Below are 20,165 nucleotides of genomic sequence, written 5' to 3'. Positions count from 1 at the left end.
TCAGTCGCCAACGACACTGGCCAGATCGAGCGCGCCGGTCACCCACAGGCCGATCAGCACATGCGAGACGCTGACGCCCAGCAGCGAGCGCTGGCGGCTGTACATCCAGCCCCAGAACAGGCCCGGGATGAACACGATCAAGGCATAGCCGGGGCCGAGATGCTGGTGGCTGATCGAGAACACCGCATCGGCCACAATGATGGCGCGCCAGGCGGCATGGCGGCCGGTCAGCATGTGTTGCAGGCAGCCCTGGATGGCGCCGCGGGCGACGAATTCCTGCACCGGCGAACAGACGATGTAGAGCGCATAGGCGGCCAGGGTGTCGCGCCAGCCGGTCTTGGCGACCCAGGGTGAGATCAAGGCCAGCTCGGCAAAATGCGGCACGAACTTGATCAGCAGCAGCTTGAGCAGCGTGCACAAGGCGCAGGCCCAGAAGGTCCAGTGCAGGCTGTCGATCAGCACCCAGCGCCAGCGCGCCAGGCTGAAGCCGAACACCGCCGGCTTGAAGCCGGTCTGGCGCACCATCCACCAGCTGGTCAGCGCCATCGCCGCCAGTGCCGTCGAGGTGACGAAGGTGGTCGTGGCCTGGCCCTTTGCAATCTGGCGCAAGAGGCTCAGCGCCGAGGTGTAGACAAAGATCAGCAGGATCAGATTGCTCAGCACGGTGCCGAAGGCGCTGCGCAGGCGGAACTCTTCCATGCCCTGCTGCAGGGCTTGCAGGCCACGCTGGCGGGCCTGGTCCAACTGCTCGCCGAGTTGCAGCTGCTGGCGCGCCAGGGCCAGCGGCAGCAGCGCATAGCCGCTGCGCCTCTCGAAGGCCTGCAAGGCGCTGCGATCCAGGGCCCACAGCTCGACCTCGCCGCAGGCCACCGCCGTGGCTTGGCGCGGCAGCTGTTGCAGCAGCTCCAGCTCACCGAGCGCCTCGCCAGCGCCCACGCGTTCGCCACGTGGCGCGATCGGTGACGTGGGGGCCTGCCCCGGATGTTGCAGCAGCAATTCACCGGCCGTGATCAGCCAGACCTGCTCGGCCGCGTCACCAGCCTGGTAGAGCAGCTCACCGGCAGCCAGGCGTTGCGGGCGCAGCAGGGGCTCGAGCTGGTGCAGCAGATCGTCGCCCAGGCCTTGCAGCAGCCGGTTGCCGCGCCAGGGCTGGCGTTGCCCCTGCTGGCGCTGCTGTCCAGCGCTGGCCTGCAGCAGCGCCAGCCGGCGCAGCAGCCAGACGCAGTGTTCGAACTGGCTGCTCAGCTGCAGCAGGGCCGGCAGGGCGGGATCGCCGCTGCGTTCGCGAACGAGCTGGCGGCGCAACTCGTGCATCTGCTCCGAGCGATCGTGGCTGAGCAGGCGCAGCTCGGTGTGTAGCTCCGGGTCCTGCGCCTGGTGAGCCGGCCTGGGCGCCGCCTCGCTCTCGGCCAGCAGGCCCAAGAGCAGGGCCAGGCTTTGCTGCAGATGGTCGTTCAGCGCCTCGCCGGCCAGGGCAGGTTCGGCCGCCTGGCGCAGCAGCTCCAGCACCGCCTCGCGCAAGGCCAAGAGCTGCTGGACCTGCTCGCGCAGCTGCAGCGCGCGGGTTTGCAGCCGGCGCTCGGCGAACTGGCTGCCCTGGCAAAAGCGCATCAGCTGCTGCAGCAGCGCTTGCAGCGCCAGGGCGTCGGCACTGTTGGCACTGCGCTGATCTGCCGGTGCCTCCAGCAAGGCCGGCAGTGCGGCCAGCTGCTGGCGGCGTTGTTCGTCCCACTGGTCGAGCTGGGCGGCAGGGCTGGCCAGCTCATCGGTGGCAGCCGGCGTGGCGAGCGCCGCGCGTCGCGTTCCTCGTGTCAACAGCGCCCCGGCCCGGCGCAGCAGCAACGTCATCGGCGCCATCAAGCCCAGCAGCGTCAATGACGCGCTCGCCGGCCAGGCGGGTAGCGTTGCGACGATGACAGTGCTGCCGATCAGCAGTCCGCTGTCCACCGCGGCCCAGCGCTGGCGGGAACGAAGGGAGTCAGCGCCAAGGCTCGCGCCGATCAGCACAGCGGCCGGCAGCAGCCAGCCCCCTGCCGATGGCGGCGCCAGCAGCGCGCTCAGGTAGAGCAGGGCGGCCAGCAGGGGCAGCGCGGCCTCTGCCAACTTGCTGGGGCTTGGGCCTTGCCGCTGTGCCGCCTGGCTTGCCAGCGCGCGGCCTGTGAGCAGGCAGATCAGCGCGCCAAGCGCGAGGACCAGCGTGTGGGCAGGCGTGGGCGCTGGCGGCGCCAGGTCTGGCCAGGCCAGGCGCAGGCTGTTGCCGGCCTGGTGAAGCAGCGCCAGGCCAAGTAGGCCCAGGCTGGCGCCCAGGGCCGGTGACAGCCAGGCACGCCAGTGCCGTGGCAGGCGCGGCTGGCAGAGATGAGCAGCGCCAAGCAAAGCCAGCGCCCAGGCGGTGGCCGGGCCGGGATCGAGCGCGGCCAGCGGCAGCAGCGGGCCCAGCAGCGTCGGCGATGCTGGCGGTTTGTCAGGCCAGCGTTCGACAAGCAATCGCTGGCAGATCAACAGGCAGGCCAGGCCGGGCAGCAGCGCCAGGGTGCAGGCCTGCAGGGGCTCGAGCGGCTGCAAGGCCGGCAGGGCCGTGATCCAGGCCGTCATGGCGCCAGGCGCCGGCGCTGCCGGCCGGGATCAGCACGAGGCATCGGCACGGACAATCTGCAAGACTTCGGTGTGATGGGTCCAGCAGATCGGGTAGGTGTAGTCGCACAGGCCCAGATAGACCAGCGCCCGGCTGCAGGCCAGTGGCAGGCGGCCGAAGCCGGCCAGGAGCGAGGCGCCCCAGCCCTGGCGGATGAAGAAGTCAAAGGCGTCTTCGGCACTGTTGAACACCAGCGGCTCACTGAGCGTCTGGCGTTGCTGCACGCGCAGGCCGGCGGCTTCGATCTGCTGTTCAAGTTCAGCGTAGGTGGGCGGGATGCTGGTGCTGTCCAGTGCCCGCTCGATTGCCCGGGCCATCCAGCGGCGCCAGGGCAGGCGGCTGTCCTGGCGGAATTGTTCAAGTTGCAGGAAGAGCGGCTTGGCGCCGGTCAGCGTCGAGGTGGCCAGCGAGAACACGCCGCCTGGCGCCAGCAACTGCTTGGCCTGGTCAAGCAGTGTGGGCAGGGCCACGTAGGCGAGGACGTAATGGCCCAGTACCAGATCGAAGTGAGAGGCCGGCAGATGGGCGGCGGCCTGCTCCACGGGCGCCAGCACCCGCTTCATCGGCACGCGGGCGGCGGCGCAGTCGAGCATCGCCGGCGAGATGTCCAGGCCGGTCATCTCCCAGTTCAACGGCAAGGTCTGCAGCTGGGCCAGCAGCGCGCCATCGCCAACGCCGAGGTCGAGCACCTTCAGCGGCGCCCTGTGGCCGCGCCAATGCTCGGCCAGCGCGTCGAAGGCGATTCGGTTCTTGCGCGCAATGATGCCGCTGTGCGAGTTGTAGCCCTGGGCGACGAAGTCGTGCACCCGGGTGGTTGCGGCCGAAATCTCGACGGTGGACGTGGTGGGCAGGCTGGGTGAGAGAGCTGGCTTCATGGCGGTCCTTGGCTGTGGGTTGGCGGGCGCCATCGCCTGGCTGAGCTGCCAAGCCGTCCTCGCCCATCACAGCAATGGCAGCCGTCTCAGGCGGCCTATCACGACGCGCAAAGAAATTTGAGAAACGTGCGATATTCGCCCAAATGGCCAAAAAAAGTACAAACGGCAAGCTGTAGAAGTTGACAGCTGTGCCGCGATGGCCGGCATTCCTAGAGTGGCTCAGCCGTTGCCGACCGCCTCCCGGCGGACGAGCCGGTGCCCTCACAAGCAACGATGGAGTCCACGATGAACTTGTTTTCGAGCAAATGGCGTCAGGCCACGGTGGTGTGCGCTGCGGCGCTGGGTGCACAGGCTGCTGCGGCAGCGGGTCTGGATGTGCGGGTCAGCCTGGCCAAGCCGGTGCTGATTGGCGATGTCGATGTGGTGGTGAACGTCACCGTGACCAACACCTCCCGCGCCGTGCAGCAGGTGGCCAAGAGTCAGCTGCCCGGCCAGGTGCAGGAAGGCGCGCTGTTCCGCATCAGCCGCGATGGACTGCCGGTGGACTACACCGGCCCGCTGGTCAAGCGTGGCCCGCGCACCGCGGCCGATTTCCTCAGCCTGGCCCCCGGTGTCTCGCTGAGCTATGAGGTGGAACTGACCGCCTATTACGACCTCAGCCAGAACGGCCGCTATGCGCTCGAGTATGTGGGGCTGAACAAGCATGATGGTGCCGAAGGCCTGGTCGCCGCCACTGCGCCGACCTATTTCTGGCTGGAAGGCCGCACGGCCAAGTTCACGCCGGATCTGCAGGCTTCTCAGGGCCTGAACGCGCTGGCCGGCAGCATCAGTTACACCGGCAACTGTTCGTCTTCACAGAAGACGGCGCTGCAGAACGCGGTGACGGCGGCCACCAACTACTCACAGGGGGCGACCAGCTATCTGTCCGGCGCAGGTTCCGGCACACAGCGCTACAAGACCTGGTTTGGTACCTACAGCGCCAGCGGCTGGAACACCGCCAAGTCGCACTACACCTCGACGCTGGATGCCTTCAAGAACAAGCCGCTGACACTGGACTGCAGCTGCAAGCAGTCCTACTACGCCTATGTCTACCCGACGCAGCCGTACAAGATCTATGTCTGCAATGCCTTCTGGTCGGCACCCGCCACCGGCACCGACTCCAAGGCTGGCACGCTGGTCCATGAAATGACGCACTTCAACGTCGTGGCCAGCACCGATGACTGGGCCTACGGCCAGAGCGCCGCCAAGTCGCTGGCGATCTCCAATCCGGCCAAGGCGCTGGACAACGCCGACAGCCACGAGTACTTCGCCGAGAACAGCCCGCCGCTGCCTTGAGCCAGGCTGCCGTGAGCCAGGCTGCCGTGAGCCATTGTTGATCGCTAAGATGCGCGACTTCCGTTTTTGGAGTCGCGCATGTTGCTGCTTTCCGCTTTTGCCCCGGTTCCCCGGCCCGTGATCGCAACGCTGGCAGCGCTGTGCCTGAGCTTCGGGCTGGCGTCAGCAGGGCGAGCCGCCGAGGCGCCCGCCTCGACGGCCATCGGGGCGGGCTTTCAGGCCCTGGGCAAGGGCGAATTCAAGCAGGCAGCGGTTCAATTCGCCGCGGCAAGCGCCGCCGGCGCCAAGACGCGGACGCCGCGCGTGCTGAAGGCCGTGGCCCTGGCCTTGGCCGGTGAGGCCGAGCCGGCATTGCAGGCCTTGCAGGAGGCGGCTTCGGCAGGCTATTGGAATATCGATGAGCTGCGCGGCTCGCCCGAGCTGGCACCGGTACGCCAGCTGAGCGGTTGGGCGGCGTTGGAGCAGCGCGTGTTGGCGAACGCCACGCGCTATCGCGCCGAACACGCCGACCCCGATAAAGCCCGCTTGCATACCGAGGATGTGGCGCGCTTCTGGCATGTCTACGATCAGCTTGAATCGAGCAAGGATGGCGCAGCGCTCTTGCAGCAGGCCTATCTGGAAGAAGGCTCGGCGGGACTGCAGGACTTCATCGGCCAGCGCATCGGCAGCGGCCAACGCCTGTTGAAGACGATTCAGACCTATCCGCGCTACTTTGCTGCGATCCGTGCCAACACATTGGCCATCGATCGGTCAGAGCCAGCGATACGCGCTGGCCTGCGTCGGCTCAAGGCCGTCTATCCGGCGGCGCTGTTTCCGGACATCTACTTCGTCATCGGTGTGCTCAGCAGTGGCGGCACCTCGACCGACACCGGCCTGCTGATGGGCGCCGAGATGTACAGCCTCAGTGCCACGGTGCCACGTGAGGAGTTGACGCCCTGGCTGAAGGCGTCGCTGCAGTCGGGCGACCAGCTGCCGCACATCGTGCTCCATGAGCTGGCGCATTTCCAGCAGACGCCGCCACCTGGACACACGCTGCTCGATGAGGCTTTGAAGGAGGGTGTCGCCGACCTGCTGGCCGAGCTGACGACGGGCAAGACCGCCAATGAGACTCAGCGCGTCTATGGTCTGGCCCATGAGGCGGCCTTGTGGCGCGAATTCAGCGAGCAGCGTCATGGCACGGATCTGTCAGCCTGGCTGTACAACGGCGACAACAGCAAGGACCGCCCCGCTGACCTGGGTTATTTCATCGGCTACCGGATCGCCAAGGCCTTTTATGAACAAGCGGCTGACAGGCCGCAGGCCCTGGCCCAGCTGCTGAAGTTCAGCGATGCCGAGGCCATCCTGCGCGCCAGTGCCTACGCCGAGCGATTCGCCAAGCCCTCACGCCCAGGTGAAGAGTGGGCCCGTGCCGTCCGTTGGGGCTCAGGCCTCATCCAGGATCGGTCGCAGCGCCTCGTCCCACTGCTCCAGTTCGTCCAGCGAGATGTGCAGCCATTGCAACGCGGCCTGGTGGTTGTCGGCCCAGTCGGCGTCGACGCTCAGGCCTTCATGCATGCGCATCAGGTGCTCGGCCACCATGCCGGCGGCGACCAGCGTATGGGTCTCGGGGTCAATGCCCTCGTCGCCCAGCGAGACGAAATCGTGGTGCAGCCGGATCGCCGACATCAGCTGCGGCGCCAGGTTCCAGACCCGCACGACCAGCGCGCCGACGACGGCATGGTCGGTCTTGTGGTTGACGTTCTCGGTGGCGATGAAGGGGCGGTCAATGCGCGCATTGGCCTCGACCAGCGTGGCCCCATAGCCGCGCATGCTTTGCAGCAGCACCGGGATGCCGACATGGCAGAACAGCCCATAGGTGTGGGCCAGATCGGTGGGCAGGCCCGGCAGCTGGCGGGCGATGAAGGCCATGGCCAGGGCGCGCTTGGTCGAGCGCTCCCAGAAGCGTGCCAGCTGGGGGTTGTTGACCGGAATGGCGTGCTTGACCAGAAAGCCCATCATCACCTGGGTGGTCTCGTCCAAGCCCAGCCGCGTCATCGCCTGGCCCACGGTGGTGCAGGGCTGGCCATCGGCCAGATGCAAGGGGCTGTTGGCAATGCGCAGCAGCGTGGCCGACATGGCCACATCGCTGGCGGCGATGCGCGCCACCTCGGTCAGATCGGGCTCGGCCTCGGCCATGGCCTGCTGCAGGCGCTGCAGCAGCTCGGGGCAGGGCGGAATGATGATCTGCCGCAAGGGGCCGCGTTCACGGGCCTGGTCGAGCTCTTGGCGAATGGCGAGTGACTTCATGCGGGGCGCCGGCGCGGCAGTTTTCATTGGCAAAGACTGAGTGGAATTATCAGCCCCGCCCGCGACTTCTAGGCAAGGAATAGCCGGGCATTGTGCGCAGAGATGGCCGGCTTGAGTGCATTTGCAGCGATTGCCAGTGGGCGGCCCCGCTACAGTCAGTGCCATGGTCGTGGCGGCCCGGTCCGCTGCCAGGGCTGTTCACGCATGGCGCCTTCTCCCTTTCGTCTGCTCCCCGTTTGCCGACGCTGGTCTCTGTGGCGGGGACTCGGCGTGCTGCTGGCCGCCTGGCTGGCGCAACAGCCCGGGCTGGCCTGGGATGTCGAGCGGGTGCTGGAGGCGGCCGAGCAGCGCGGCGCCAAGACGCTGAGCCAGGTGCAGGCGCTGCGCCAGCTGGTTGAACGTGCCGCCTCGCTGGACACGCCGGCCAAGCTGGCCTTGATCAACAACTTCTTCAACCAGCGCGTCGCCTATGCCGAGGACACCGACGCCTGGGGCGTGATCGACTACTGGGCCAGCCCGCTGGAGACGCTGCAAAAAGGCCGTGGCGACTGCGAGGACTACGCCAGCGCCAAGTACTTCAGCCTGCTCGCCGCCGGTGTGCCGGGCGAGCAGCTGCGCATGGTCTATGTGCGGGCGCAGCTGCAGGGTCGCTCGGTCGCGCACATGGTGCTGGCCCACTACGCCAGCCCCGAGGCCGAGCCGACGATTCTTGACAATCTTCAAACCGAGCTGCGGCCCGCCTCGGCGCGGCGCGATCTGCAGCCGGTGTTCAGCTTCAATGCCGAAGGGCTGTGGAACGGCGTGGCCGGCAGCAGCGCCGGCAACCCGGTCAACCGGCTGTCGCAATGGCGGGATCTGCTCGCCAAGGCGCGTGCCGAGGGCTTTTAGAATCGTTCAGCGAAAGAAACCTCATGTCCTTGATACGCCGATTGGGATTGCTGGTGCTGGCGGTGGTGCTGGTCTCGCTGCTGGGCAGTGTGGCCGTCACGACGGCGTCGGTGCGCCAGCTCTTGCTGACCCAGCTGCAGGTGAAGAACGGCGACAACGCAGCGGCGCTGGCGCTGGCCCTGTCGCAGCAGCGCGGCGATGCCGAGCTGATGTCGCTGCTGATCTCGGCGCAGTTCGATACCGGCCATTACCAGAGCGTGATCTGGCGCCGCGCTGATGGTTCGGTGGCCTTTGAGCGCCATATGGATGGTCGCGCCAGCGAGGCGCCGGCCTGGTTCATCGCGCTGACGCCGATTGCCGTGCAAGCTGGTGTCGCCCAGGTCTCCAATGGCTGGAACAGTGCCGGCTCGGTCGAGCTGCGCAGCCACAGCGCCTATGCCCATGACGAGCTCTGGCAAAGCACGCTGCGCAGCGGTTCGCTGCTGCTGCTGCTGGGCCTGATCGGCCTGTTGCTGGCCGCCTGGGGCCTGCGCAAGCTGCGCCAACCGCTGGATAACGCGGTGGCCCAGGCCCAGGCCCTGGCCGAGGGGCAGTTCACCACGGTTGATGAACCGACCATCCCTGAGCTGCAGCGGCTGACGCGGGCGATGAACACCATGGTGGCGCGCATCAAGAGCCTGTTCGAGGCGCAGGCCGGGCAGCTGAAGGTCTTACAGCAGCAGGCCCATTGCGATGCGCTGACGGGGCTGTCGCAGCGCAAGCATTTCCTGGCCGAGCTGGAGTCGGTGCTGACGCGCGACGACGGCCCGGCTCGCGCCGGCCTGGTGCTGCTGCGCCTGCGCGACCTGCCGGGCCTGAATCAGCGCATGGGCCATCAGCAGGTCGATCAGATCCTGCAGGCGATCGCCCGGGCGGTGAAGGTCTATCCGGACCGCGTGCGCGGCTGCCTGGCTGGCCGCTTGAACGGTTCCGATTTCGCGCTCTGGCTACCGGCACCCGGCGTGGCGGCCGACACTGCCCACGCGCTGGCCGAGGCCTTGCGCTCTGGCCTGGCACCCTTGGGCCAGGGGCTGCAGGTGGCGATCAGCGCGGTTGAATTGCCGCGGCAGCGCACGCTGAGCCAGTGGTTCGGCGAGGCCGATGCGGTGCTGGCGCGGGCCGAGCAGGGCAGTGGCGTGGTCGTCGAGGCCTTTGCCGCGCCGGTGTCGGACTGGCAGGCCCATGGCGAGCGGGTCTGGCGGCGCCAGATCCAGGAAGCGGTGCTGCAGAACCGCGCCCGGCTGGTCGAGTTCCCATTGGTTGATCGCGAGGGCAAGCTGCTGCATCTGGAGTGCCCGCTGCAGCTGCAGCTCGATCCGCAAGGTGGCTTCCAGCCGGCATCGGAATGGCTGCCGCTGGCGCTGCGCAGCCGGCTCAGCGGTGACGCCGATGCCCAGGCGGTGGCGCTGGCCCTGCAGGCGATTGCTGCCGATGGCCGGCCGCGCTGCGTCAATCTGGCGCCGGCCTCGCTGCTGGAAGGCGGTTTCCTGGCCCGGCTGCGCGAGCTGGTCTTTCAGTCGCCGCAGGCGGCGCGCAAGCTGGGCCTGGAGCTCGCTGAGGCCGCGGCCATCCAGCACTTCGAGCTGCTGCACGAATTGGGCCGGCAGCTGCGCCCGCTGGGCGTGCAGCTGGGCCTGGAGCATGCCGGGGCAGGTCTTGCCCAGGTCGACCGGCTGTTCCAGGCCGGGCTGGACTATGTGAAGCTGGACGCCTCGGTGGTCAGCGGTCTGGCCGACGAGGCGGCGCGCGTGGCCTTTGTGCGCGGCATGGTCATCATGCTGCGCAGCCTGAATGTGCGCGTCTATGCCGAGGGCATCAAGGATCCGCAGGATGCGCAAGCGCTGTGGGACTGCGACCTGGACGGCATCACCGGCCCCTGGGCGACCTCGCAGCTGATCAAGCCCTGATGCAGGCCGTCCCTGACCGAGTCACGCCCTTGCCGCTGTTTCCTGCCTGTGCGCATTTTGCTTGTTAATGAGAATGGTTATCATTTATGATTGAGGCCATGACGACGACAAACACGCCCCGGCTATTGAGCCCAATGCAGCCCGGCGATGTCCCCCAGCTTGGTGGCGACCGCGCCGTGTCTGCCGTTCGCCGTGATGGTGCACCGCGCGGCCCCATCATCCGCTGGAGCAGTGCCCAGCTCTTGCAGGGCCAGCGCCAGGTCGAGCTTGAGCATGCCGGTCAGGTGTACAGGCTCAGTCTGACCGCGCAGGGCAAGCTGATCCTGACCAAGTAATCGGGCCTGGCCAGATGGCCATTGCCCACGCCACCGCCACCGCACCAGCCAGCTGAGCGCCAGCCCGTGCCCCTCATGCCGAGGACTCGCCATGCTGACGCCACGCCATGCACCGCCATTGCGGACACGCCGACTGACGCTTCGCCGTTTGCGCCGGGGAGCTGCTCATGTGTGAGCGCCGCCCCGACTTCGCCCGTTTGCTGACTGCGGCAGCGAGGCCGGCAACGCCGGACGCACCGCCACTACCGACTCGCCAGGGCTCGCGCCGTCGCCGCCTCTGGGAGCTGCCGTCCCAGGCGCTGTGCCCGGTGGTGGGGGTCTGCCTGCCGATGCCGGTGCTGCGCAAGGCCCTGGGGCGGCTGTTCGGCGGCCTGATCGAAGCGGGCGACTACGAACTGCACTGCGGTGCGATCAATGACAGCAGCCGCCGTTCGCCGGTCGCCGAGCTGCTGCAGCGCGAGCTGGATCAGCGCTTTGCCTTGGCGCTGAAGGAAGCGGCGCGGCAGAAGAGCACCGAGGCATTAACGCGTTGGTGGCGCGCCCATGTGCAGGGCGCCACGGTCGATGGCGCCTTGTGGGCCACGCTGACCCATGCGCGCTGCGACGAGGCGCTGCAGGAGCTGGTGCTGCGCGACATCCACATGCTGCAGCACCAGCTGGGCAGTGCCGAGCGGGTCGATCAGCGCCGTCTTCAATCGCTCACCCAGGAGAATCTGGTGCTGGGCCGCGAGTTGGCGCAGGCGCAGTCGCGTTGCACCCAGCTGGCCGAGCTGCAGGGCCGTGAGCGTGATCGTCTACAGGCCAGCGTCGTTCAGCTGCGCGCCGAGCTGCTGGCACGCGATACGCTGATCGCCAGTCTGCGCGAGTCGCTGCAGCAAGGCGGTGATGCCGTGCTGCGACGGCGTGACGATGCCGAGCGCCTGGCGCGCCAGCGTACCCGTATCGAGGCGCTGGAGGCTGCGCTGGCCGAGGCGCGTGAAGCGCTGGCCCAAGCGGCCCGCGCGCCAGCGGCCGACATGCGGCCAGGGCTGCGGCCGGCGCCGGCCGATCAAGCCCAGGGCTGCACCGAGTCCGCACCGCTGCCAAGGCTGGCCGAGCGCGCGGTGCTCTGTGTGGGCGGGCGGGCCGGCGTCGTGCCTATCTACCGGCAGCTGATCGAGCGCACCGGCGGGCGCTTCCTGCACCACGACGGCGGCGAGGAGGATGCGGTCACCAAGCTGGACGCCAGCCTGGCAGCGGCGGACCTGGTGATCTGCCAGACCGGCTGTATCAGCCATGACGCCTACTGGCGCGTCAAGGAGCACTGCAAGCGTCATGGCAAGCGCTGCGTGTTCGTCGACAAGCCCAGCGCCAGCGGCCTGCAGCGCGCGCTGGACAGCCTGAACCCAGGGGCGGCTTCCGAGCCCTGAGGTCAGCTCCGCCCACCGCGGCGATCCCTGAGTTTTCTTTCGCGCCCCGAGAGGGTGGGGCGCAGCTTTGCCTTTCACAACAACACTGCCAGAGGAGTGAACACCATGCGCGCTGCGCGATTTCGATGGACCCCGATGCTGCTTGGCCTGCTCAGCCTTGGCCATATGGCCCGGGCGAACGACAGGCCGCAGACGCCGGCCGAGGGCGCCGGTGGCGTAGAGCGCGCCAGCTCGGCCGACAAGGCCGACAAGGCCGATGGCTTTTCGGACAGCCTGCCCATTGTCCGTGTACGCGCCCGCGTGCCGCTGGGGGCCGAGTTGCCAGAGACCCAAGCGGGCGGCCAGCTCGCGCGCGGTGCCCGGCTCGGTCTGCTTGGCAATGTGTCGCTGCTGGACTCCCCGTTCAGCCAGACCGCCTACACCGCCGAACTGATAGAGGCCCAACAGGCGCGCACCTTGGGCGAGGTGCTGCAGAACGACGCGGCGCTGCGCCTGACGACCAGCAGCGGCCATGCTTACGAGAACTTTCGGGTGCGCGGCTTTGATGTCAATGCCGGCGACATTGCGATCGAGGGTCTGTTCGGTTTGGCGCCGGTCGGCCATGTGCCGGTCGAGTTCGTCGAAAGGGCCGAGCTGCTGAAGGGGCCGAATGCGATGTTCAGCGGCATGCCGCCCGATGGTGGTGTCGGCGGTGTGATCAACCTGGTGCCCAAGCGCGCTGGCGATCAAGCGCTGACGCGGGTGAATCTGGGGTGGGGCAGCCGCTCGCAGGCGCAGCTTGGACTGGACATCGCGCGCCGCTTGGGCGAGCAGCAGGATTGGGGTTTGCGCGTCAACGCCGCGCATGGCCAGGGCCGCACCCCGCTGCAGGGGCAGGCCAAGCGCCGCGAATTGCTCAGCGCTGCGCTGGACTACCGCAGTGCCGCGGTGCGCGCGACGCTGGATGGCTACCACAGCCGTGAATCGTTCAGCGGCGGCACGGCGGCGATGTACTGGTTTGCCGGACCCAGCCTGCCTGCCGTGCCGGCCCCTACGATCAACCAGTTTCCCAAGGCCGAGGGCGCCTTGCTCAGCCGCGCCCTGATCGCCCATGTCGATCTGGCGCTCAGCGATCAGCTGGAGGCCTTCGCCGGTTTCGGGCAGCGCACGCACCGCTTCAGTGGTTTCATCAACGGCACCCATGCGCGCATGATCGATCCGCAGGGCAACTACAGCGCCCGCATGATTGGCCAGCGCGGGTATAACGACGGCCGCTCCGGGGAGCTGGGGCTGCGCGCCCGTGCCGACTGGCTCGGCTTGCAGCATCAATGGGTGCTGCAGCTCAGCCGTCTCGATCAGGACAGCGGTTCGGCGGTCAATATGCGGCCGTTCAGTTCCAACCTCTATCAGCCGACCGAGGCCGCGATGGTGGAGCTGCCGGCCGGTGCGCCCAAGACCGGCGACGCGCGCTTGAGCAGCCTGGCCCTGGTCGACAGCATCAGCAGCCCTGATGGGCTGTTCAGTCTGAACCTCGGTGTGCGCCGCCAGAACGTGCGCACGCGCAGCTATCTGGCGGCCAGCGGCGCCTTGAGGGATCACTATGACCAGAGCGCCTGGACGCCCTCGCTGGGTCTGGTGCTCAAGCCCTGGGGGCCACAGCTGTCGCTGTATGCCAACTATGTGCAGGGGCTGAGCCAGGGCGACACCATCGACGACAACTCGGCAAGCAACTACCAGCAGGTCTTTGCACCCTACAAGACGCAGCAGACCGAGCTGGGTCTGAAATGGGAACAAGAAGGCATGCTCCATGCGCTGGCGGTCTACGAGATTCGCCGCCCAACGCTGATCGCGACCGGCCCCAGCACTCGGCCGACCTATGTCGACGGTGGCCGCAAGCGGGTGCGAGCTTTGGAGTGGAGCAGCAGCGGAGAGCTGCAGAAGGGCCTGCGCCTGCTGGTCGGGGCGACGCTGTCCCGTGCCGTGCTGGCGCGCACCGAGGGCGGGCTCCAGGACGGCCATCGCGCCGTCGGCGGTCCGGCCTGGCAGGCCAATCTGGGCCTGGATGCCGAGCTCAGCAGCATCCCGGGTCTGGCGCTGAACGCCCGGCTGGCGGCGACGGCGCCGCAGTATCTCGATGCGGCCAATCAGCTGCGCCTGCCTGCCTGGCAGCAGCTCGATGTCGGCGCCCGGCTGAACAGCCGGCTGTTCGGTCAGGCCGCGCAATGGCGGCTGGGTGTGACGAACCTGCTCAACCAGCGCTTCTTCAACGGGGCCTTCAGCGACAGCACGCCGATTGCAACGCTAGGGCCTGCGCGCGCGCTGAGCGCGTCGCTGAGCCTGGACTATTGAGCATGGCCGCGATTGCTATCAAGCTGGCGCTGCTGGCCGCGGCGCCCGTCTGTGTCTACCTGGGCCTGGCGCAACAGCGATGGCTGGCGCGGCCCTGGCGGCGCGGCCCGGCCTACGGCCTGGCGCTGCTGTGCGGCATGGCCGGTGGCCTGATGCTTGCCGAGCAGCGGCAAGCCCTGGCCCTGGTCTACACCCTGCTGACGGTCTGGATGCTGGCCTTGGTGCTGCTGCCTCACCTGGCCGCGGCGCGGCAGTTGCTGAAGCCGCTGATGCGGAGGTGCCCATGATGCCGCTGGTGCAGACGCCGCGGTCCGCGCCGCGGCGCGACTGGTGGTCCAAGACGCTGGCCGGCGCGCTGGGCGGGCTGGTCGTGGCCCTGCTGTGCAGCGCGTTGTTCAACCACCTGGCGCAGCCGGGCCTGACCCTTGCGCTGCGCTCTCAGCTGGCGATGTGGATGGTGGCGCCGATCTGGCTCACCCTGCTGGCGCTGAGCTTTGGTTTCAGCAGCGGTCGGCGCGCCTGGCTGAGCCTTGGTGGCGCCACGGCGCTGCTGGCCCTGGCCTTTGTGTTGCTGGAGCGCTGATGAAGCTCAAGAGCGAAACCCTGCGCATCTACAAGGCGGTGCATGGCTGGACCGGTCTGCTCAGCGGCCTGGCCTTGTTCATCGCTTTCTATGCGGGCGCCTTCACCTTGTTCAAGGCGGAGCTGGACGACTGGCTGCGGCCAGCGCAGCAGCAGCAAGCAGTGCAGCAGAGCCTGGACGAGCTCGGCGCACTGTTACCCCGCTTGCTGCGCGAGCAGCCGGCCGCGGCGCGCGAGCTGCGCCTGGATCTGCAGGGCGAGGGGGTGCAGCGCCGCGCCAGCCTGTCCTGGCAGGCCGCCGCGGGGGGCGTTGGCGGCGACGGGGATGAAGACGATGAGGGAGAGGGTGGCGCCGCGGACCGTAGGCGCAGCGCGCATCTCGATGCCGCCGGGCAGCTGCAGCTGCAGACACTGCCGGCGGCCATGCCGCTTGGGCGCTTTGTCGATGATCTGCACCGTGTCGTCGGCTTGCCCGTCGACAACGACGTCTGTCGCTGGCTGATGGGTGTGATCGCCGCGCTGTACGCGCTGGCCCTGTTCTCCGGCCTGGTGCTGGTGCTACCGACGCTGGCCAAGGACTTCCTGGCGCTGCGCCTGGGCAAGAATTTGAAGCGGCTGTGGCTGGATGCGCACAATGCGGTGGGCGTCGCCAGCCTGCCCTTTCATCTGGTGATGGCCGTGACGGCGGTGGTCTTTGCCGTTCACGATGGCCTCTACGCCCTGCAGGACCGCTGGCTGCATCAATCGCAGCTACAGGGCAGGCCCGCGGTCAGCGTCGCGGCGCCGCCGCCAGATCTCGCGCAGATGCTGTCGCCGCAGCAGCTTGTCGCGCGGGCCGAGGCCGAGGCGCCGGGCTTGCGCATCGAGCAGCTGCAATACCAGCAGTTGCTGGGGCCACGCCCGCTGCTGCGGGTCTGGGGCCATGACGAGCGTGCGGTATCGCCACGGGCGCGCGGCGGCTTTCTCGCGCTGGATCCCTACAGCGGACGTGTGCTGAACCGCGATTTCCTGCCCGGCCAACAGGGCGCGGCGGCGCTGATCATCAGCAGCGCCTTCGCGCTACACATGGCCTCCTTTGGCGGCACAGAGGTGCGCTGGATGTATTTCCTGCTTGCCTTGGCCGGGGCCTGGTTGTTCTACAGCGGCAATCTGCTGTGGATCGAGAGCCGACGCAAGCGCGCGGTGGCTGCAGGTGAAGCGCTGCAAACGCGAGGGAGCCGCGTCATGGCAGCGCTTAGCGTCGGTGTCAGCTTGGGCTGCATCGCCGCGCTGTCGGGGACGCTGCTGGGCCTGAAGCTGCAAGTGCTTTGCCTGCCTGAGTCGGCGTTGCGCCCAGCGGCGCTGTACTACCCCATATTCCTGGCCTGCCTGGGCTGGAGCGTTTGGCGCGGTGCAGCCCGTGCTGCCCTGCCTGTGTTGCGGCTCGCCGTGGTGCTCAGCCTGGCCATTCCCTTGCTGGGCCTGTGCGAAGTCGTTATCGGGCTGGCGGTGTTCAACAAGGCCTGGGTGGTGGAAGCGACAGTCTTGCCGATCGGCCTGGCCCTGGCGGCGATGGCGCGTGCGACGGCAAGAAGGTGCAGCGATCACGGCCAGCCTTCGGTGTGGTCGGCGCCGGTGCGCGGCGGCTGAGCGATCTGCAGGGCAGTGCAGCTGCGACGATGCGATTCCGGCCTGCGGACTTGGCCTGTTGACTTGGCCTGCTAGCGCGCCGTGCCGGCCCGTCCGAGCAGGACACTGGCGACGGTTCTGCGGCGCGCGAGCAGGGTAAACCAGGGGTTTTTCGCAGGCAGGCGCTGCAGTGTGCTTACCATCATTCGCGCTGCCGAGCCTTGGAAGCGCCGGTCCTCGCGCCGCCCTGTCAACTTGTCACAACTGGGACAAACAATCGCGGGGGCTCCTGCCTAGAATCGAACGATCGTTCTATTTTTAGCTTCGCTGAAAGGGTGTTGCGATGACCGCCTCCTATGAAGTCCGCGGCAATGTGGCCGTGATCACGCTGGACAACCCGCCGGTCAACGGCCTGGGCTATGCGACCCGCAAGGCCGCGGCCGAGGGGGTCGAGCGCGCCGAGGCCGATGCCGGCGTTGTCGCCATCGTCATCACCGGTGCCGGCAAGGCCTTCTCGGGCGGCGCCGACATCAAGGAATTCGGCAGCCCCAAGGCGCTGGCCGAGCCCAATCTGCTGTCGCTGATCGCCCTGGTCGAGGCCTGCAGCAAGCCCATCGTCGCGGCGGTGCACAGTGTCTGCATGGGCGGCGGGCTGGAACTTGCGCTGGGCTGCCACTACCGGCTGGCCTCACCGGGCGCCAAGATCGCGCTACCCGAAGTCAAGCTGGGCCTGCTGCCCGGCGCCGGCGGCACGCAGCGGCTGCCGCGCGCCTTGGGCGTGGAGCCGGCGCTGAACATGATCGTCAGTGGCGAGCCGGTCAATAGCGAGATGCTGGCCCAGTTGCCGGGGCAGAAGCTGTTTGATCGCATCGTCGACGGCGATCTGATGGAAGCCGCGCTGGCCTTTGCGGCCGAAGTGGCTGACAAGCGCCCGCTGCCCCGCGTGCGCGATCTGAAGGCGCGCCACGCCGAGCCGCAGGCCTTCTTCCAGTTCGCCCGCAACACCGTCGGCGCGATGAGCAAAAACTTCCCGGCGCCGCTGCGCTGCCTGGAGGCGGTGGCCGCTGCGGTGAACATGAAATTCGAGGATGGCCTACGCGCCGAGCGCGAAGGTTTTGCCGCCTTGATGGTGACGCCGGAATCCAAGGCCCTGCGCCACGCCTTTTTTGCCGAACGGGCGGCCAGCAAGATCAGTGATGTGCCGGACAGCACGCCGGTGCGCGCGATCAACAAGGTGGCCGTCATCGGCGCCGGCACCATGGGTGGCGGCATCAGCATGAACTTCCTGAACGCCGGTCTGCCGGTGATCATCCTGGAGACCAAGCAGGAAGCGCTGGACCGCGGCGTGGCCACCATCCGCAAGAACTACGAGGGCCAGGTCGCCAAGGGCAAGCTCAAACAGGACAAGTACGAGCAGCGCATGGCCCTGCTGTCGACCACGCTCAGCTATGCCGAAATTGGTGATGCCGATCTGGTCATCGAGGCGGTGTTCGAGGAGATCGGCGTCAAGGAAGCGGTCTTCAAGCAACTCGACGCAGTGATGAAGCCCGGCGCCATCCTGGCCTCCAACACCTCGACGCTGGATGTCGACAAGATCGCCGGCTTCACGCAGCGCCCCGCCGATGTGGTGGGCATGCACTTCTTCAGCCCGGCCAATGTGATGAAGCTGCTGGAGGTGGTGCGCGGCAAGGCCACGGCCAAGGACGTGCTGGCCACGGTGATGGCAGTGGCCAAGAAGATCAGGAAGACGGCGGTGGTGTCCGGCGTCTGCGATGGCTTCATCGGCAACCGGATGATCGAGCAGTACAGCCGCCAGGCCGGCTTCCTGCTCGACGAGGGCTGCAGCCCGCAGCAGGTCGACCGCGCCGCCGAGAAGTTCGGCTTTGCGATGGGCCCCTTCCGCATGGGCGATCTGGCCGGTAACGACATCGGCTGGGCGATCCGCAAGCGCCGCTATCAGGAAAAGCCGGAGCTGCGCTATTCGGCCAGTGCCGACCGCCTCTGCGAGCTGGGCCGCTTTGGCCAGAAGACCGGCGCCGGCTGGTACGACTACGTGCCGGGCAAGCGCGATGCCATTCCCTCGCCGGTGGTGGGCGAGATGCTGGACAAGCACCGCGCTGCGCTGGGCATCACAGCGCGAGAAATCAGCGATGACGAAATCGTCCATCGCCTGGTCTATGCCCTGGTCAACGAGGCCGCCCATCTGCTGGAAGAAGGCATTGCGCAGCGCGCCTCCGATGTCGACATGGTCTACCTGACAGGCTACGGCTTCCCGCTCTGGCGCGGTGGCCCGATGTGCTACGCCGACACGGTGGGCTTGTTCAACGTCGTGCAGGCGATGAAGCGCTTTGCCAAGAACCCGCTGGACGACGCCAAGTTCTGGCAGCCGGCGCCGCTGCTGGCTCGCCTGGTCGAGCAGGGCAAGGGCTTCAACGACTGAAGCTGACTGAATGAAACTGCTAAAGACCTTGTTGCGCTGGCTGCTCGGCCTGCTGCTCGCGCTGGCTTTGCTGCTGGCGGTGAACACACTGGGCCGGCGCAGCCGGCAGATCGAGGTGGCGCCGCTGCCCCAACTCGCTGTTGACGAGCACGCCGCGGCCGAGCATCTGGCCGCGGCGATTCGCCACCAGACCATCTCGGCCGAGGGCGAGGCGCGGCGCGATCAGTTCATGGCCCTGCACGCGCAGCTGCAGCGCGACTACCCGCGCCTGCACGCGCTGCTGCGCCGCGAGCAGGTCGGTGCGTCCAGCCTGCTCTACAGCTGGCCGGGCAGTGATGCTGCGGCCAAGCCGGTGCTCTGGCTGGCCCACCAGGATGTGGTGCCGGTGGCGCCTGGCACCGAATCGCAGTGGCAGCAGCCGCCCTTTGCCGGCGTGGTGCGCGATGGCTATATCTGGGGCCGTGGCGCCTGGGACAACAAGAGCAATCTGATCAGCCAGATGGAGGCGCTGGAGCTGCTGGCGGCCAGCGGTTTCAAGCCGCGCCGCACGCTCTACCTGGCCTTTGGCGCCGATGAGGAGCTGGGCGGCCTGCAGGGCGCGGCGGTGATTGCCAAGCTGCTGCAATCGCGCGGCGTGAAGCTGGAGTCGGTGCTGGACGAAGGCCTGGTCATCACCGAAGGCATCGTGCCGGGGCTGAAGCCACCGGCGGCGCTGATCGGCATTGCCGAGAAGGGCTATCTCTCGGTCGAGCTGAAGGCCCTGTCCACGCCGGGCCACAGCAGCATGCCGCCAACACCGGGCAGCAGCGCCATCGGCATGATGGCCCAAGCGCTGCAGCAGCTCGATCAACATCAGCTACCCGCTGGATTGCGCGGCATCGCCCGCGAGATGTTTGAGACCCTGGCGCCGGAGATGGACGGCTTTCAGCGCGTGGCGCTGAGCAATCTCTGGCTGTTCGGCCCGGTGGTGCAACGCCAGCTGGAGGCCAAGGCCTCGAGCAATGCGCTGCTGCGCACGACCACGGCGCTGACCATCGTCAAGGCCGGCAACAAGGACAACGTCCTGCCCGGCGAGGCCGAGGCCACCGTCAACTTCCGCCTGCTGCCTGGCGACAGCATTGCCGCCGTGCTGGGCCATGTGCGCCAGGCGCTGCCCGATGCCAACCGCTTCACGCTCAGCACCGTGCCCGGCAGTTCCGAGCCCAGCCCGGTGTCGCCCAGCGATGCGCCGGCCTACCAGCAACTGGCGCGCGGCATCCGCGAGGTTTTTCCCGGCACGCTGGTGGCGCCGGGCCTGATGACCGCGGCGACCGATTCGCGCCATTTCGCCGCGCTGTCCGAGCACATCTACCGCTTTTCGCCGGTGCGCGCCGGGCCCGACGATCTGGCCCGTTTCCACGGCACCAATGAACGCATCGCCAGCCGCAATCTGGTCGAGATGATCCGCTTCTATCACCGCCTGGCCACGCTGAGCACGCAGTGAGCCATCCCCCGATAT

At 67.8% G+C, this 20,165-nt stretch carries 15 protein-coding genes and 1 pseudogene; 12 read left to right on the top strand and 4 right to left on the bottom strand.

Annotated features, from left to right (window positions below; all coding sequences use genetic code 11):
• Window positions 1–2,595 carry a cyclic nucleotide-binding domain-containing protein gene (locus RQP53_RS04945; protein WP_315649033.1) on the bottom strand — a complete coding sequence of 865 codons (2,595 nt, stop codon included), beginning with the start codon at window positions 2,593–2,595 and terminating at the stop codon, window positions 1–3.
• A gap of 30 nt (window positions 2,596–2,625) precedes the next feature.
• Window positions 2,626–3,510 (bottom strand): class I SAM-dependent methyltransferase, encoded by an 885-nt coding sequence (locus RQP53_RS04940; protein WP_315649031.1) that lies wholly within the window; start codon window positions 3,508–3,510, stop codon window positions 2,626–2,628.
• A gap of 285 nt (window positions 3,511–3,795) precedes the next feature.
• Here RQP53_RS04940 and RQP53_RS04935 point away from each other — a divergent pair, with 285 nt between their 5' ends.
• Window positions 3,796–4,845 carry a M35 family metalloendopeptidase gene (locus tag RQP53_RS04935; RefSeq protein WP_315649029.1) on the top strand — a complete coding sequence of 350 codons (1,050 nt, stop codon included), beginning with the start codon at window positions 3,796–3,798 and terminating at the stop codon, window positions 4,843–4,845.
• Window positions 4,846–5,007: 162 nt separating this feature from the next.
• Here the strand turns inward: RQP53_RS04935 and RQP53_RS04930 are convergent, their stop codons facing one another.
• Window positions 5,008–5,520, bottom strand: coding sequence for a hypothetical protein (locus tag RQP53_RS04930; protein ID WP_315649028.1), 513 nt, complete (start codon window positions 5,518–5,520; stop codon window positions 5,008–5,010).
• On the opposite strand from RQP53_RS04930, the pseudogene RQP53_RS24800 reads away from it, so the two are divergent.
• Window positions 5,446–6,144: pseudogene (locus tag RQP53_RS24800) on the top strand (gliding motility protein GldB-related protein); the annotation flags it as partial. The gene RQP53_RS04930 and the pseudogene RQP53_RS24800 sit on opposite strands and share 75 nt — an antisense overlap.
• A gap of 123 nt (window positions 6,145–6,267) precedes the next feature.
• Here RQP53_RS24800 and RQP53_RS04920 read toward each other — a convergent pair.
• A complete protein-coding gene (locus tag RQP53_RS04920; RefSeq protein ID WP_315649024.1) occupies window positions 6,268–7,131 on the bottom strand; it encodes an HDOD domain-containing protein in 864 nt (287 codons plus the stop codon).
• 270 nt (window positions 7,132–7,401) lie between these two features.
• Here RQP53_RS04920 and RQP53_RS04915 point away from each other — a divergent pair, with 270 nt between their 5' ends.
• From RQP53_RS04915 to RQP53_RS04870, 10 genes are all read left to right on the top strand, one after another.
• Window positions 7,402–8,019 carry a transglutaminase-like cysteine peptidase gene (locus tag RQP53_RS04915; protein WP_315649022.1) on the top strand — a complete coding sequence of 206 codons (618 nt, stop codon included), beginning with the start codon at window positions 7,402–7,404 and terminating at the stop codon, window positions 8,017–8,019.
• 23 nt (window positions 8,020–8,042) lie between these two features.
• Window positions 8,043–9,965, top strand: coding sequence for an EAL domain-containing protein (locus tag RQP53_RS04910; protein ID WP_315649021.1), 1,923 nt, complete (start codon window positions 8,043–8,045; stop codon window positions 9,963–9,965).
• 98 nt (window positions 9,966–10,063) lie between these two features.
• A complete protein-coding gene (gene hemP / locus RQP53_RS04905; protein WP_315649019.1) occupies window positions 10,064–10,300 on the top strand; it encodes a hemin uptake protein HemP in 237 nt (78 codons plus the stop codon).
• Between the two features lie 167 nt (window positions 10,301–10,467).
• Window positions 10,468–11,709: a DUF2325 domain-containing protein gene (locus RQP53_RS04900; protein WP_315649017.1), complete on the top strand. Its 1,242-nt coding sequence runs from the start codon at window positions 10,468–10,470 to the stop codon at window positions 11,707–11,709.
• A 105-nt stretch (window positions 11,710–11,814) separates the two neighbouring features.
• Window positions 11,815–14,037: a TonB-dependent receptor gene (locus RQP53_RS04895; RefSeq protein WP_315649015.1), complete on the top strand. Its 2,223-nt coding sequence runs from the start codon at window positions 11,815–11,817 to the stop codon at window positions 14,035–14,037.
• A gap of 2 nt (window positions 14,038–14,039) precedes the next feature.
• Window positions 14,040–14,324: a hypothetical protein gene (locus RQP53_RS04890; RefSeq protein ID WP_315649014.1), complete on the top strand. Its 285-nt coding sequence runs from the start codon at window positions 14,040–14,042 to the stop codon at window positions 14,322–14,324.
• Window positions 14,321–14,620 carry a hypothetical protein gene (locus RQP53_RS04885; protein WP_315649013.1) on the top strand — a complete coding sequence of 100 codons (300 nt, stop codon included), beginning with the start codon at window positions 14,321–14,323 and terminating at the stop codon, window positions 14,618–14,620. The genes RQP53_RS04890 and RQP53_RS04885 overlap by 4 nt, the downstream gene beginning before the upstream one ends.
• Entirely contained in the window at window positions 14,620–16,248 is a 1,629-nt protein-coding gene (locus RQP53_RS04880; protein ID WP_315649011.1) for a PepSY-associated TM helix domain-containing protein, read from the top strand. Before RQP53_RS04885 ends, RQP53_RS04880 begins: the two co-directional genes overlap by 1 nt.
• Window positions 16,249–16,570: 322 nt before the next feature.
• Entirely contained in the window at window positions 16,571–18,667 is a 2,097-nt protein-coding gene (locus RQP53_RS04875) for a 3-hydroxyacyl-CoA dehydrogenase NAD-binding domain-containing protein (protein WP_315649010.1), read from the top strand.
• Window positions 18,668–18,677: 10 nt separating this feature from the next.
• Window positions 18,678–20,150: a M20 family peptidase gene (locus RQP53_RS04870; RefSeq protein WP_315649008.1), complete on the top strand. Its 1,473-nt coding sequence runs from the start codon at window positions 18,678–18,680 to the stop codon at window positions 20,148–20,150.
• The last annotated feature ends 15 nt before the right edge of the window (window positions 20,151–20,165 follow it).

Source organism: Roseateles aquae, assembly GCF_032337115.1.
GTDB lineage: Bacteria > Pseudomonadota > Gammaproteobacteria > Burkholderiales > Burkholderiaceae_C > Roseateles_C > Roseateles_C aquae.
Note: the sequence above shows the minus strand (reverse complement) of the source record. Positions and strands in the feature narration are given on the sequence as shown.

Coding starts and splice junctions, on each gene's coding strand:
- RQP53_RS04920 (WP_315649024.1), bottom strand. CDS start 7,131: ATGAAGTCACTCGCCATTCGCCAAGAGCTCGACCAGGCCCGTGAACGC.
- RQP53_RS04895 (WP_315649015.1), top strand. CDS start 11,815: ATGCGCGCTGCGCGATTTCGATGGACCCCGATGCTGCTTGGCCTGCTC.
- RQP53_RS04875 (WP_315649010.1), top strand. CDS start 16,571: ATGACCGCCTCCTATGAAGTCCGCGGCAATGTGGCCGTGATCACGCTG.
- RQP53_RS04900 (WP_315649017.1), top strand. CDS start 10,468: ATGTGTGAGCGCCGCCCCGACTTCGCCCGTTTGCTGACTGCGGCAGCG.
- RQP53_RS04935 (WP_315649029.1), top strand. CDS start 3,796: ATGAACTTGTTTTCGAGCAAATGGCGTCAGGCCACGGTGGTGTGCGCT.
- RQP53_RS04880 (WP_315649011.1), top strand. CDS start 14,620: ATGAAGCTCAAGAGCGAAACCCTGCGCATCTACAAGGCGGTGCATGGC.
- RQP53_RS04945 (WP_315649033.1), bottom strand. CDS start 2,595: ATGACGGCCTGGATCACGGCCCTGCCGGCCTTGCAGCCGCTCGAGCCC.
- RQP53_RS04910 (WP_315649021.1), top strand. CDS start 8,043: ATGTCCTTGATACGCCGATTGGGATTGCTGGTGCTGGCGGTGGTGCTG.
- RQP53_RS04890 (WP_315649014.1), top strand. CDS start 14,040: ATGGCCGCGATTGCTATCAAGCTGGCGCTGCTGGCCGCGGCGCCCGTC.
- RQP53_RS04870 (WP_315649008.1), top strand. CDS start 18,678: ATGAAACTGCTAAAGACCTTGTTGCGCTGGCTGCTCGGCCTGCTGCTC.
- RQP53_RS04885 (WP_315649013.1), top strand. CDS start 14,321: ATGATGCCGCTGGTGCAGACGCCGCGGTCCGCGCCGCGGCGCGACTGG.
- RQP53_RS04940 (WP_315649031.1), bottom strand. CDS start 3,510: ATGAAGCCAGCTCTCTCACCCAGCCTGCCCACCACGTCCACCGTCGAG.
- hemP (WP_315649019.1), top strand. CDS start 10,064: ATGACGACGACAAACACGCCCCGGCTATTGAGCCCAATGCAGCCCGGC.